Origin of the sequence: Candidatus Thiodictyon syntrophicum (assembly GCF_002813775.1) — a bacterium.
GTDB classification, from domain to species: Bacteria; Pseudomonadota; Gammaproteobacteria; order Chromatiales; family Chromatiaceae; genus Thiodictyon; species Thiodictyon syntrophicum.
Genome location: NZ_CP020370.1, coordinates 6163965 through 6176253 on the forward strand (window position 1 = coordinate 6163965; position 12289 = coordinate 6176253).

General features: G+C 68.6%; 14 protein-coding genes. 5 read left to right on the top strand and 9 right to left on the bottom strand.

Annotated elements, in window-relative coordinates; translation table 11 throughout:
• Nucleotides 1-42: 42 nt before the first annotated feature.
• Together THSYN_RS26440 and THSYN_RS26445 are read right to left on the bottom strand one after the other, a co-directional pair.
• A complete protein-coding gene (locus tag THSYN_RS26440) occupies nt 43-1350 on the bottom strand; it encodes a hypothetical protein (protein WP_100921761.1) in 1308 nt (435 codons plus the stop codon).
• A complete protein-coding gene (locus THSYN_RS26445) occupies nt 1343-1759 on the bottom strand; it encodes an OsmC family protein (RefSeq protein ID WP_100922618.1) in 417 nt (138 codons plus the stop codon). The genes THSYN_RS26440 and THSYN_RS26445 overlap by 8 nt, the downstream gene beginning before the upstream one ends.
• Before the next feature lie 157 nt (nt 1760-1916).
• On the opposite strand from THSYN_RS26445, the gene crp reads away from it, so the two are divergent.
• Nucleotides 1917-2564, top strand: coding sequence for a cAMP-activated global transcriptional regulator CRP (crp, locus tag THSYN_RS26450; protein WP_100921762.1), 648 nt, complete (start codon nt 1917-1919; stop codon nt 2562-2564).
• Between the two features lie 176 nt (nt 2565-2740).
• Here the strand turns inward: crp and THSYN_RS26455 are convergent, their stop codons facing one another.
• The 6 genes from THSYN_RS26455 to THSYN_RS26475 form a co-directional block, all read right to left on the bottom strand.
• Complete coding sequence (locus THSYN_RS26455) at nt 2741-3193, bottom strand: DUF29 domain-containing protein (RefSeq protein ID WP_100921763.1); 453 nt, start codon at nt 3191-3193, stop codon at nt 2741-2743.
• 325 nt (nt 3194-3518) lie between these two features.
• The gene (locus THSYN_RS26460; RefSeq protein WP_100922619.1) at nt 3519-3956 is read right to left on the bottom strand and encodes a DUF29 domain-containing protein; all 438 of its coding nucleotides are present in this window, start codon (nt 3954-3956) and stop codon (nt 3519-3521) included.
• An 87-nt stretch (nt 3957-4043) separates the two neighbouring features.
• Nucleotides 4044-4847: an indole-3-glycerol phosphate synthase TrpC gene (gene trpC, locus THSYN_RS26465; RefSeq protein ID WP_100921764.1), complete on the bottom strand. Its 804-nt coding sequence runs from the start codon at nt 4845-4847 to the stop codon at nt 4044-4046.
• A gap of 55 nt (nt 4848-4902) precedes the next feature.
• Nucleotides 4903-5031, bottom strand: a complete 129-nt coding sequence (locus THSYN_RS36765; protein WP_257791207.1) for a hypothetical protein — start codon at nt 5029-5031, stop codon at nt 4903-4905.
• Nucleotides 5028-6062 (bottom strand): anthranilate phosphoribosyltransferase, encoded by a 1035-nt coding sequence (gene trpD, locus THSYN_RS26470; RefSeq protein ID WP_100921765.1) that lies wholly within the window; start codon nt 6060-6062, stop codon nt 5028-5030. The genes THSYN_RS36765 and trpD overlap by 4 nt, the downstream gene beginning before the upstream one ends.
• A gap of 5 nt (nt 6063-6067) precedes the next feature.
• Complete coding sequence (locus THSYN_RS26475; RefSeq protein WP_100921766.1) at nt 6068-6649, bottom strand: aminodeoxychorismate/anthranilate synthase component II; 582 nt, start codon at nt 6647-6649, stop codon at nt 6068-6070.
• Nucleotides 6650-7272: 623 nt separating this feature from the next.
• Here THSYN_RS26475 and THSYN_RS26480 point away from each other — a divergent pair.
• Entirely contained in the window at nt 7273-8247 is a 975-nt protein-coding gene (locus THSYN_RS26480) for a GAF domain-containing protein (RefSeq protein ID WP_100921767.1), read from the top strand.
• A 153-nt stretch (nt 8248-8400) separates the two neighbouring features.
• Here the strand turns inward: THSYN_RS26480 and THSYN_RS34370 are convergent, their stop codons facing one another.
• Nucleotides 8401-9177 (bottom strand): hypothetical protein, encoded by a 777-nt coding sequence (locus THSYN_RS34370; RefSeq protein WP_157817948.1) that lies wholly within the window; start codon nt 9175-9177, stop codon nt 8401-8403.
• 460 nt (nt 9178-9637) lie between these two features.
• On the opposite strand from THSYN_RS34370, the gene THSYN_RS26490 reads away from it, so the two are divergent.
• The 3 genes from THSYN_RS26490 to THSYN_RS26500 are packed head-to-tail and all read left to right on the top strand — an operon-like array spanning nt 9638 to nt 12289.
• Entirely contained in the window at nt 9638-10060 is a 423-nt protein-coding gene (locus tag THSYN_RS26490; RefSeq protein WP_100921768.1) for an acyl-CoA thioesterase, read from the top strand.
• Nucleotides 10061-10075: 15 nt separating this feature from the next.
• A complete protein-coding gene (gene pap, locus THSYN_RS26495; RefSeq protein WP_100921769.1) occupies nt 10076-11686 on the top strand; it encodes a polyphosphate:AMP phosphotransferase in 1611 nt (536 codons plus the stop codon).
• Between the two features lie 39 nt (nt 11687-11725).
• On the top strand, nt 11726-12289 hold the full coding sequence (locus THSYN_RS26500; protein ID WP_100921770.1) for a hypothetical protein: 564 nt from the start codon (nt 11726-11728) through the stop codon (nt 12287-12289).

A 12289-nucleotide genomic window follows, 5' to 3' on the forward strand; every position in this document is an offset into this window, starting at 1 on the left:
CAACCGCACATCCTAGCAGCCGCTCGCACCGGCCACTAGCGCTCAGGTGCCCAAGACCGCGTCCCAGGCCGCCTGCCAGGCGGCCTGGCCCAGGCCGTAACGCAATACCAGGGGCAGGGGGATGGCCCCGTAGGAGGCCAGCAGGGCGCGCCAGGCCGGCGCGCCGGGCCCGGCATCCGCCCCCTGCCGATCCCGCACCTGCTCCAGCAACCGCCAGCCCAGCACGCCAGCCAGGGCGTCGCCCGGGTGCCGGGCGACTTGCGCCACCCGGGCCTCCGCCGCGGGGCCTTCCAGCCCGAGCCGGGCCAGGCTCGCCAGCGCCTGTTTGTCGTCGATCCGCCCCCGATGCAGGTCTAAGTCGAGTTGGGCCAACAGGAGCAGTTCGCGGGACTCGGCCAATCGCGGTCCAGGCGCGCCCTGGGCGCCGCGACGACCGAGATAGAGTTGCCGGCCCAGAGCCCAGGAGGCGTCGTTGGCGAAGCGACGCGGTAAGCGATGCCCACGCGCCGCATCAGTCGCGGCCAGGTGGTAACCACCGTCGGCCGGCAGCGGGGCCTGCCCCGCGGTCGCGTCGGCGTCGCTCAAGGCCGCCGACGCCCGCTCCAGGGCACGGGTGATGGGCTCGCACCCGGCCGCCGGGTCGCAGTCGATGAAGTGGACCTCGCACAACCGCAGCCCCAGGTGTTCGACCCCGCGGCCCAGGGCACCGCGGGCCCGCGGGGCCAGTTCAGCGGTCAGAAAATGGTGATAGCCGGCGAGCGCCGCGGCGGCGCTCTCAAGCGGCTCCGCCAGTCCGACGTGCCCACCAGCATCGCGATGCGGCCGGGGACCCCGGGCGAGCGCGCGCAGGTGCTCGCACGCGCGCTGCGCCTCGCGGGCGGCGACGCGGACCAGGAGCGGGCCCAGGCCCGGGGCCGCGACGCGCAACTGCACCTGCGCCTGGCGCAGGTGTTCGGGGAGTTCCCCCAGGAGCCGCGCCAGGGTACCGTGCGGCGCCGCGTCCGTGGTGCCGCTCAGCCACTCGAGCTCGGCGAGCGGCAGATAGCCCAGAGGGTCGCGACGGCGCCAGCCGCCGCCGCAGAGTTCCCGATGCTCGACGCGGGCGGCCCCGGCCAGCAGTTCCCAGTCCAGTTGCCGGTCGGCGTCCAGTGCGTGGAAATCGATCTCGTCGAGGCCCAGGAGCAGTTCCTCCAGCCAGCCCTTGAGGCCGACCAGGTCCTCGTCCTCCTGCACCGGCAGCAGCCGGCCCGCCACCGGGACCCCGGCGCGCAGGGCCAGGTCCGGGTGGTAGTGGAGCCAGCCCTCGTAGAATTCCGCGGTGAGTGCGTCGAACTCCGCCGCCTCAGGCATCGCGACACTCGAAGTCGTGGGTGATCGCGGCGGTGGTGCCCAGCATGATGGACGCAGAGCAGTATTTCTCCGCGCTGAGCTTGATCGCACGCTCCACCTGGCGCGGGTCCAGCCCCCGCCCGGTCAGGATGAAATGGGCGTGGATGCGGGTAAAGACCTTGGGGTCGGCGGCGGCGCGGTCCGCCGTCAGTTCGACCACGCAGTCCGTCACCTCCTGGCGTGACTTACGCAAAATCAGGAGTACATCGAACTGAGTGCACCCGCCCATGCCGATCAGCAGCAGCTCCATGGGCCGCACCCCGACGTTGCGCCCGCCCAGTTCGGGCGGACCATCCATGACCACCCCGTGCCCGGAGCCGGACTCGCCCAACATGGCAACCCCATCGATCCACTTTACCCGCGCCTTCATGCAGACCCCCGCGATGACCAAACCAGGGCGCCCGGACGCGGCGCCACGCCTGGACCGGGAGGCTACCATAGTTCGACAAGGCCAAGCGGCTTGCCTAGAATCAGGTGCCAACCCCGCCCCCCATCCACCGCTCGCCGACAAGGCCGCTGCCACGACTATGCTCACACTCCCCAAAGAAGAACCCGGCTGGTTGCAGCCCTTCCTGTCGTTCTGTCACACCAAGTCCTACGACAAGAATGTCGACTTCATCCGGGTGGGGGAGCCGGCCGAGACCCTGTACTACCTGATCGAGGGCTCGGTGGCGGCCGTGATCGACGACGAGGAGCGCCGGGAACTGATGCTGGCCTACATCAACAAGGGCGAGTTCATCGGCGAGATGGGGCTCTTCGTCCCCCAGAACACCCGCAGTGTCATCGTGCGTACCCGCACCAAGTGCAAGGTCGCGGAGATCGCCTACCAGCGCCTGGATCGACTGCTGGAGACCGACCTCAAGGAGGTGGCCAAGGAGTTCCTCTACGCGGTCGGCCTGCAACTGTCGCAGCGTCTGCGCCAGACCAGCCGCAAGGTCGGGCACCTGGCCTTCCTCGACGTGACCGGACGCATCGCCGGCACCCTGCTCGACCTGTGCAAGCAGCCGGACTCCATGACCCACCCGGACGGGATGCAGATCCGCATCACCCGCCAGGAACTCGGACGCATCGTCGGCTGCTCGCGCGAGATGGCTGGGCGGGTCTTGAAAAGCCTGGAGGAGCAGGGGCTGATCAGTGTGAAGGGTAAGACCATCGTGGTCTTCGGGACGCGCTGAGGGCGGCAGGAGCGGGCGTCGTTGTCGTTGTCGTTGTCGTAATCGTGGTCGGATTATTCGATTACGACAACGATAGCGTACCCGCTCTCTCGGTCACCACCTCAGGTCTGATCGCACCCGGCAGGATCGGCCGGGTTGAAACCGCGGATGCGGTGTGGCGAACGGCGACCGGGGCCTCACGCCGGCGGGGAGCCGGGCCAGCAACCCTCGTCCAGGAGCTCGGCCGCCGGGTACGGACAACATGCGGGAAACCGGGACTCGGCCATCCCGGTTTCGGTGACCGCAATGTGCCGGGCATCGGGGTAGGCATCGTCGATCGCCTCGGCAAGAAAGGCCTTGAGGCTCGGACTCAAGCGCAGTTCCCGACTCACCTGGACGCGCTGTTCGACGATGGAACCGCGCCAACTGGAGGTGCGGTGTTCGGGCTGGTACTGCCACTTCAGCAGGTGGGCAATGAGGATGATCAGACGGCTGACCAGTTCGTTGCGTTCGCGGCGTCCCATGGCCTCCAGTTCCTCGGCGAGCAGTTGCGGGTCGATGTCCTGGACCCGCCCCTGTCGCAGGAGCGCGGCCTGACCGGCGATCCAGGCGTGGAAGTCCCGATGATAGAGGTCGGCAGTGGCATGCATGGTGCGTCCCGCCCGGGGGAAAAACGGATTAATGGATCATCGATCGAAAAAGAGCGGGGCCACTTTCAGGCCCAGGTCGGGGGCGCGCATAAAAGCTTCCCCCACCAGGTCAGGATGCAGCCAAAGCCGACTGACGGCTCCCATTGCCGGAACCAGTCCCGCGGGGCCTGGCCCGATGGTCTGACCTCGGGTTATCCGGACAGGGCTGATTGCGGACGGCAGAGCGAGAATTGCTGACCAGCGACGCGTTCGGGGACACCCCTGCGGCCCGCGCGGCTCGCGAGCGAAACGGACTGCAATGACTGCTTGCGGGCCAGGTCCCGCGCTAGTCGCGCCCGCCGGGCCAATACCCCTCGTCCATAATATCGGCCATCCGATATGCGCAGTGCTCGGGGAACGGCGACTTGAAAAACCCGGTTTCTTCCATCGCGGCGCGGCCGGCATGGTCGTAGGCGCGCGGCAGGAACTCGGGCAGGCGCTGTGCCAGACTGGGGCTGTCGTCGAGCAGCAAGGCCAGTTGCCGCCGCTGTTCGTTGATCGTCAGGCGCCAACTGGTGCAGCGACGCTCGGGTTGGTATTGCCATTTGAGCAAGTGCGCCAGCAGCACGGCCAAGCGGTTGATCAACTCGCGGCGTTCGCGCGCGCTCATGCTGTCCAATTCCTCGATCAGGTGCGGGACATCCAACTGGGCGAGCTGTCCGGTTTTCAATAGCGCCGACTGCTCCTCGATCCAGTCATGAAAATCGGTGTCATAGGTGCTCATGGGGGTGCCCTGACGGATTGTTTCCGGGGCCCAGGCATCGGCTTGGGCATCGATTTCGACGCGCGAGCGGCGCAACGCGGACGCGGATCATAGGCCGAAAAAGAGCCGGGCCAATTCCAGGCCCGGGTCGGGGGCGCGCATGAAGGCTTCCCCCACCAGGAAGGCGTGGACCCCGTTGCGGCGCATCAGGGCCACGGCCCCGGCGCCCAGGATGCCGCTCTCGGTCACCAGCAGGCGCTCCGCGGGCACCGCGGCCAGGAGCCCGAGGGTGGTCTCCAGGCTCACCTCGAAGGTCCGCAGATTGCGGTTGTTGATGCCGATCAGGGGTCCCGGCACCGCCAGGGCGCGCTCCAGTTCCGCGGCGTCGTGGACCTCCACCAGGACGTCCATGCCGAGCCCACAGGCCAGGGCGTTCAGATCCGCCAAACGCCGGTCGTCCAGACAGGCGGCGATCAGCAGGATGCAGTCGGCGCCCAAGAGGCGCGCCTCATAGACCTGATAGGGGTCGATGATGAAGTCCTTGCGCAGCACCGGCAGGGTGCAGGCGGCGCGGGCCTCCTCGAGATAGGCGTCACAGCCCTGGAAGAAGTCCATGTCGGTCAGCACCGAGAGACAGGCGGCTCCGCCGCGGGCATAGCTCACGGCGATCTGGGCCGGGTGGAAGTCCGGCCGTAGCACCCCCTTGCTCGGGCTGGCGCGCTTGATCTCGGCGATGACGGCCGGTTCGCCGGCCTGGACCCGGGCGCTCAAGGCAGCGGCAAAGCCGCGGGGTGCGGAGGCCTCGGCCAGCCGGGCGGTCAGTGCCGCGAGCGGCAGACGCTGCGCCCGGGCCGCGACCTCCTCCACCTTGCGGTGACAGATTTTTTTCAGGATATTGGGGGTATCTGCCATGCTCATCCTCGGTACAGGTGCGCCAGGCAACGGGAGGGTGCGGCCTGTTGTGTTGTTACCACCAGGAGGTCCCGTCGGCGTTCCAGCGCGCCGCCTGGCCGGCAACGGTAATGCACACCCAACCGTCGCAGCAGGCGGTGCAGGGGCGGCAATCGCGCACCGCGGGTGCCTTGGAGCGGCTCATGGGTGCGCCGAGTCCAGGTCCCGGGTCAGTGCCACCAGGCGGTCGAGGCGGCGTTGCGCCTCGCCGCTGCCGATCGCCTCATCCGCGCGCCGCATCCCGTCCGCCAGGCTGTCGGCGCGACCCGCGGCGTAGATAGCGGCACCGGCGTTGAGCATGACGATATCACGGGCGGCACCGGGCTGGTTGGCGAGCACGCCGCGCAGCATGGCCAGACTGCCGGCCGGGTCCTGGACCCGGATGGCAGCGAGCCCGGCGCGGGTCAGCCCGAAGTCCTCCGGACTGACCTGATAGCAGCGGACCTGGCCGTCCTTCAGTTCGGCCACTTGCGTCTCGGCGCCGATGCTGATCTCGTCCAGACCGTCGCGGGAGTGCACCACCAGGACGTGACGGCTGCCCAGGCGTTGCAGCACCTCTGCCAGGGGCACGAGCAGCGACTCGCTGAAGGCCCCGAGCAATTGGTTTGGAACCCCGGCGGGATTGGTCAGGGGGCCCAGGACATTGAACAGGGTGCGCACCCCCAGCTCGCGCCGGGGGGCGCTGGTGTGCTTCATGGCGCCATGGTGACCGGGGGCGAACATGAATCCGACCCCGACCTCGCGGATGCAGCGCCCGACCTGTGCCGGGGTGAGGTCGAGCCGCACCCCCGCCGCCTCCAGGACATCCGCCGCGCCGGACTTGCTCGATACCGAGCGGTTGCCGTGCTTGGCCACATGGCAGCCGGCCGCCGCGGCGACGAACATGGCCGTGGTCGACACGTTGAAGGTGCCGCTGGCGTCCCCCCCGGTGCCGACGATGTCCACCGGATAGTCGAGCCCGGCGATGTCCACCCCCGCCGCCAGTTCCCGCATCACCCCCGCCGCCGCCGCAATCTCCGGGACCGACTCGCCCTTCATGCGCAGCGCGATCAGGAAGCCGGCGATCTGGGCCGCCGTCGCCCCGCCGGTCATGATGGTGCGCATGACCGCCGTCATCTGGCGCAGATCCAGGTCCTTGCCCTCCACGCAGGAGGTGATGGCCGCCTTGATATCCATTGCGCTCAGCACCCCGTGATGAAATTCTTGAGCAGGTCATGCCCGTACCGGGTCAGGATCGACTCCGGATGGAACTGCACGCCCTCGATCGGGAGTTCCCGATGGCGCACGCCCATGATCTCGTCGGGCTGGCCGTCCTCGGTGAGGGTCCAGGCGGTCACCTCCAGGCAGTCCGGGAGGCTGTCGCGCGCGATGATCAGCGAGTGGTAGCGGGTCGCCTCGAAGGGGCTCGCGAGCCCGCTGAACACCCCCAGTGCGGCGTGGTGTATCGGCGAGGTCTTGCCGTGCATGATCCGGCGCGCCTTGACGATGTGCCCGCCGAAGGCCTGGCCGATTGACTGGTGCCCCAGACAGACCCCCAGGATCGGCACCCGCCCGGCCATCGCCTGGATCAGCGGCACCGAGATCCCCGCCTCGTTGGGGGTGCAGGGACCGGGCGAGATCACGATGCGCTCCGGGGCCAGGGCCGCGACCTGCGCCACGCTCAGTTCGTCGTTGCGCACCACCCGCACCTGGGCACCCAATTCCCCCAGGTATTGGACCAGGTTGTAGGTGAAGGAGTCGTAGTTGTCGATCATCAGCAGCATGTCGCGGCTATCCTACTGTTTTGTCTATCGTGACTTCCAGAACACTGAACTCGTTGGCGGCGCGGATCGCCCCTCCTGCGCGGTGGCGGCGAGCCCCGACGCCCGGCACCGAGGGCACCAAGGTCCCATTCTCGCCTAGATCGCCCCAGGCATAAACCCTGGCGGGCCTCATTCATGGCCGCGTTGCCGGTCCGCCCTCGTTCGTTAGTGACCCGGGCCGTCAGTTCGTGACGGCCCGGGTCAATACCTCGCGAACGGCGCCTCGACCGAGCGAACGGTAGGTTGCGTCCGATCACCGGCAGGGTGCCTGTCCTGCCCGCTCGGCCAGGCGTAAACCGACTGTGATTGTTCGGTTTTTCGCAGATTGATACCCATTTTGCAAGCCTGGGAGCAAATCTTTGAAGCCCAACGCAAAACGCGGTCCTGTTCTTGCCTAGACTCCAGTGTGAAGGTCCCGCCGACGCCGAGGGATGACGCAGCCTTGGTAGGTAGCGGCGGGGGAATTCACGCGGAAATGCGCCCGGATCGGCGCCAGACCTTGAGGCCCCGCGCTGGCGGGCCCTTGAGCGTCTCGGGATCCGCGAACTTCAATGTTAGCGTCCACCGGCTAATTGGAGTAGACCGTGAGCACAGCAAAACAAAATAATGTTCCAGGCACTGAACTTCTTGAACTTCAGTACATTGCCCACATCGTTTCGCGTGGGGACGACGCGGAGTCGCGTATCCAGGACATCCTGCGCTACCTCGACGAGCGCGGCGGCCTGATGCGTGGCCGGGTGATGCTCGCGGACCCGGCCGCGAGCGAGATCTACATCCGTTACGCCCACGGCCTGACCGCGGCCGAGCTCGAAGAGGGCCGCTACGCGATCGGCGAAGGGGTGTGCGGGCGGGTCTTCGCGGCCGGTGAGCCGGTATTGGCCGCCAGCCTGGACGCCGCACCGACCGACGCGGCCACGGATACGCTGCCGCCCGAGCAGATCGCCTTCATTGTGGTGCCCATCGTGCGGGACTATCTGCCGATCGGGGTGCTGGCGGCGCAGCGCCGGCCCAGTCACAAGCGCTCCGCCGCCTGCGACCTGGCGCTCCTGGAGGTCGTCGCCTCCCTGATCACCGAGGTTCTGAGCACCGATGGTCAGGCCCCGGCCTGGGTCCCCCAGGTGTGGATCGAGCCGCACTCGCGGCGCGCCCCGGCCGGGACCGAGGCCCGCTGCGCGGGCGCCGGGGACCCCGACAGTGCCGCCCGCGACCTGATGCTGCGCATGGCCTTGCAGCGCCACGCGGAGGGCCGGCTACACCTGGCGGCGGACCTGTATCTCAAGCTTGCGGAACAGCATTTCGGGACCGAGCAGACCCTGCTCGCCAAGTCCAAGCTGTTGGAGATCGCCTGCTACTACGAGGCCAAGGGCAACCCCAGGCTGGCCGCGGACGTAGTCGATCGCCTGCGGCGCGCGCTGGGCACCGGGGTCAGCGACGATGGCGCCCCCCCGGCGCCGGCCCAGCGGCCGCAACCCTGGGGCGATGGGCACTCCTGGTCCACCGAATGGGATTCCTTCGGTGGTTCCGAGGGCTCCGGCGGCATCGGCGTCCGGATCCGGTGACCCGTTCGCCCGCGCGACCCGCTAAAGCCTGCTCATAAAGTTTGAGGCTTTGGCCGCGGTCGGGCTTGGCGAGCCGACCAGGCACCGGCGGGGCATCCTGGCCCCGCCGACCAGCCCCACCGCGTCAGCGGCGGTGTTACGGCTGCCGAGCGGTCAGCGCCCGGATGCCGGGGTGCGATTCCAGGGCAGCAGCGCGGACGGCGACCAGGTCGCGGCCGGCGGTGCCGCGGGCGGCGCAACCTGGGCGGCGGGGGCCTTGACCACGGGGGCCGCGACCGTCGGGGGCGCCGCAACGACCGGGGCTGGGGCCGGCACGGCGGCGACCGGGGCGGGCGCGGGGACGGTTGCGGTTTCAGCCGGTGTTGAAACCGGCGTCGGCACGACAACGACCGGGGCGGGCTCTGCGACCACAGCAGGTTCCGCGACCGGGGCGGTCACAACCGGCGCGGCCACGGGGGTAGCGGGCGTGTCTGCGGCGTCAGGCGCGGGCAACAGCGGATTGGCCCCCGTCACCGGCGGCTCCAGGGCCGTGGTCACGGCCGCCTCTTCCAGGGTCGGCGGCACCGCGACGACCGCCGGCGTTGCGTCCGACGCCGCCGGTTCGGTCGCGGCAGGGGCCGTTGCGGGCTCATCCGCGGCCCCCGCGGCCGGTTGCTCGGCGGCCGCCGGTGCCGGCGCGGCGGCCTCAGTGGCGGCCGGGGCCGCGACGTCAGCGGCCGGCGCCGCCGGGGCCACGGGGGCCGGCGGGGGGGCCAGCTTGAGCTTGCCGATCGGCTGGAGCCGCGCCGCCATGGCGGCCGGATCGGCCGGGGCCGCGATCGGCGCAAACTTGTTGACCAGTGTATAGACCAGGGCGGCGGCAACGCCCACGGCAACCACCCCCGCCATCACCGCCCCGCTCTCCCAGACCCTCGGTTTTTCGGATGACATACGCGCACTTAGCCTCATATTCACGGATGATTTTAGCCCCCGCACGCCAACCGCCGCACGGGCGGGACAGCAGGAGACGGAGCGACCGCTCGGACGACGCGGCCGCGCCAACGCGAACCCCGGGGACCCCGCGCCCGCGGCCAGGTAACCCGGGGCCCCGATCGCGACGGCTCACCGACGGTCTCGCGCACATTGTAGGGTAAAAGATCGATGGGCAGCCGCTCAATCGTCGGTCCGCGCTTGCGGCCCGGGAGCCGGGGCATCCTGCCCCGGCGCTGGGCCGGAAAAACCGGATCAATCGTTGGTCCGCACTTGCGGCCCGTTGCGGCTGACCAGCCCCGCCGGATATGCGATGATCCGCGAAACCGGCCGGCGAGCGGCCCTGGATCAATGAGGACGGACTGATGACGCCGAACATGAAGCCCCTGCCCCGTGGCGAGCGCCCCCGCGGGATCCACCCATGAGCGACCCGACCCAACCCCAACCCAGGCGCCTGGACGCCTGGCGGTTGGCGATCCGCGTGGTCGCCATGCCGGCCGACACCAATGCCTATGGTGACATCTTCGGCGGCTGGATCATGTCCCAGGCGGACGTGGCCGGCAGTACCATCGCGATCGAGGCGGCCCAGGGGCGGGTGGCCACGGTGGCGGTCAAGGAGTTCCGCTTCGTCACGCCGGTGCTGGTGGGTGACCTGACCGAACTGCATGCCCGTATGGTGCACATCGGCAACACCTCCATCAGCGTCGAGGTCGATGTCTGGGCCCAGGGCGAGCCCGACCCCAAGAGCCGCCGCCACGCGGCCCACGCCGTCTTCGTCTACGTGGCGGTAGATGCGCAGGGGCGGCCGCGGCCGATCCCGCGGCCTGAAAGCCAACTCGTCTGAGGAGAATCAAGCCCCATGTTCGAAGCGACTAAGGTCGGGCGTACCGTCAGCAAAGAGGACTTCAAGGGGCAGCAGGAGGAGTTGCGCACCCTGCTCCTGGAGGCCCAGCGCGAGCTGCGCGAAACCAATATTCCGGTGGTCGTATTGGTCTCCGGCGTGGAGGGGGCGGGCAAGGGCGAGGTGGTCAACCGGCTCAATGAGTGGCTGGACACCCGCGGCGTGCAGACCTTCGCCTTCTGGGACGAGACCGACGAGGAGCGCGCCCGCCCCCGCTACTGGCGCTTCTGGCGCACCCTGCCGCCGCGCGGTGACATCACCATCCTGTTCGGCGGCTGGTACGCGGCCCCGATCGAACACCGCTTCCAGGGTCACTGCACCGATGCGGAACTGGATGCGGAGTTGAACCGGATCGTCGAATTCGAGCGGATGCTGATCCAGGACGGCGCCCTCATCGTCAAATTCTGGTTCCATATGTCGGAGGAGAATCAGAAGGCGTGCCTCAATGCCCTGTCCCGGGATGATCGCAGCCGCTGGAAGATGATGCCGCAGAAGGCCAAGTTCTCGGAGCACTACCGGGTCTTCGAGCAGGTCGCCGAGCGCGTCGTACAGCACACCGACCAGGGCATCTCACCCTGGCATCTGGTCGAGGCAGAGGACCCGCGCTACCGGGATCTCACGGTCGGCAAGACCCTGCTGCACGCCATCCGCACCCGCCTGAATAGCCCTGGCGTACCGGACCAGGGCACCACCACCGCCGGTGCGGACATGCCGAGCGGCGCCCAGGCCCAGATCACCGTGCTGGATAAGCTGGACCTGTCAAAGTCCCTGCCGACGCCCAAGTATAAGACGCGAATGACAGAACTCCAGAAGGAAATCAATGAGTTGGCCTGGCACGCCTATAACGCCAAGCGCTCCACAGTGCTGATGTTCGAGGGGGTTGACGCCGGCGGCAAGGGGGGGGCAATCCGCCGCATTACCAGCGCCATCGATGCCCGCCTGTACCGTACCATTCCGGTCGCCGCCCCCACCGACGAGGAAAAGGCGCACCACTATCTCTGGCGCTTCTGGCGGCAGGTGCCGCGCGCCGGGTACATCACCATCTATGACCGCTCCTGGTATGGGCGCGTCCTGGTGGAGCGGGTGGAGGGCTACGCCAGCGATACCGAATGGCGCCGCGCCTATTCCGAAATCAATCGCTTCGAGGAGCAACTGGTCGGCAGCGGCATCGTACTGCTCAAGTTCTGGATCCATATCGACCAGGACGAGCAGCTCAAGCGCTTCCAGGACCGGGAGGAAACCGCCTACAAACGCTACAAGATCACCGCGGACGACTGGCGCAATCGCGAGAAATGGCCCGCCTATAAAGAGGCCGTCAATGAGATGGTGGCACGCACCAGTACCCAGCACGCCCCCTGGACCCTGGTGGAGGGCAACGACAAGCCCTATGCGCGCGTCAAGGTGATGCGCACCATCTGCGAATCGCTGGAGCGCGCGCTGGCCGCCGGGCGTCCTTCGATCTCCGGCTATGTGCCCTGCGGCGACAAGCGCCCGGCGGCGCCGACACCGGTGCCGGCGCCGGCGCCGAGCGGCACGCCGGTCGCGAAGGACCCGAAGGGTAAGGGCTGAAGCGGTGACGCCCCTTCAGGGTTTGGCATCTTCACAACCATGAAAAACCATCCCCTGCTCGCCTTTCTCCTCGGTATCTGGCTCGGCGGCTCCGTGCTCGTGGGGGCCGCGGTTTCCTACAACTTCGCGGGTTTCGAGGACCTGTTCGCGCGTAACCCCAAACTCGCCCAACAGGCCGGTTTCGTCCCCCAGGACACCGCGGCCAAGAAGGCCAGCGCCCTGTGGGTTCACGCGGCCGAACTGAACCGGGTCCTGTTCCAGGCATGGAACCGCGCGCAAATCGTCTTGGGCGCCCTCGTGCTGGGGCTCGCGATCATCTGGCGCGCCCGCCGACTGCCGACGGCTCTGCTCGCCTTGGGTCTGGCGTTGGTGATCGTCACCCACTTCGGCCTGGAACCCCAGGTCGTGGGGATCGGACGCCAGTTGGACTTCGTGCCGCGCACCCCACCGCCGCCGCAACTCGCGGCCTTCAAAGACGCCCACCGCGCCTATTTCCTCGCCGACACGCTCCGCTTTTGCCTGGTGCTCACTGCCGCGGGCCTCTTGCTCTACGGCGGGCCGCGAAACGCCGCAAGCCAGCGCCCTGACGCAGCGCGGTCCTAG

Excerpts from the sequence above, each read along its gene's own strand:
- THSYN_RS26475 (WP_100921766.1), bottom strand. The coding sequence starts at position 6,649 with ATGCTGCTGATGATCGACAACTACGACTCCTTCACCTACAACCTGGTC.
- trpD (WP_100921765.1), bottom strand. The coding sequence starts at position 6,062 with ATGGATATCAAGGCGGCCATCACCTCCTGCGTGGAGGGCAAGGACCTG.
- THSYN_RS26500 (WP_100921770.1), top strand. The coding sequence starts at position 11,726 with ATGAAAAACCATCCCCTGCTCGCCTTTCTCCTCGGTATCTGGCTCGGC.
- THSYN_RS26445 (WP_100922618.1), bottom strand. The coding sequence starts at position 1,759 with ATGAAGGCGCGGGTAAAGTGGATCGATGGGGTTGCCATGTTGGGCGAG.
- THSYN_RS26455 (WP_100921763.1), bottom strand. The coding sequence starts at position 3,193 with ATGCATGCCACTGCCGACCTCTATCATCGGGACTTCCACGCCTGGATC.
- crp (WP_100921762.1), top strand. The coding sequence starts at position 1,917 with ATGCTCACACTCCCCAAAGAAGAACCCGGCTGGTTGCAGCCCTTCCTG.
- THSYN_RS26490 (WP_100921768.1), top strand. The coding sequence starts at position 9,638 with ATGAGCGACCCGACCCAACCCCAACCCAGGCGCCTGGACGCCTGGCGG.
- THSYN_RS26460 (WP_100922619.1), bottom strand. The coding sequence starts at position 3,956 with ATGAGCACCTATGACACCGATTTTCATGACTGGATCGAGGAGCAGTCG.
- THSYN_RS36765 (WP_257791207.1), bottom strand. The coding sequence starts at position 5,031 with ATGAGCCGCTCCAAGGCACCCGCGGTGCGCGATTGCCGCCCCTGCACC.
- trpC (WP_100921764.1), bottom strand. The coding sequence starts at position 4,847 with ATGGCAGATACCCCCAATATCCTGAAAAAAATCTGTCACCGCAAGGTG.
- THSYN_RS34370 (WP_157817948.1), bottom strand. The coding sequence starts at position 9,177 with ATGTCATCCGAAAAACCGAGGGTCTGGGAGAGCGGGGCGGTGATGGCG.
- pap (WP_100921769.1), top strand. The coding sequence starts at position 10,076 with ATGTTCGAAGCGACTAAGGTCGGGCGTACCGTCAGCAAAGAGGACTTC.
- THSYN_RS26440 (WP_100921761.1), bottom strand. The coding sequence starts at position 1,350 with ATGCCTGAGGCGGCGGAGTTCGACGCACTCACCGCGGAATTCTACGAG.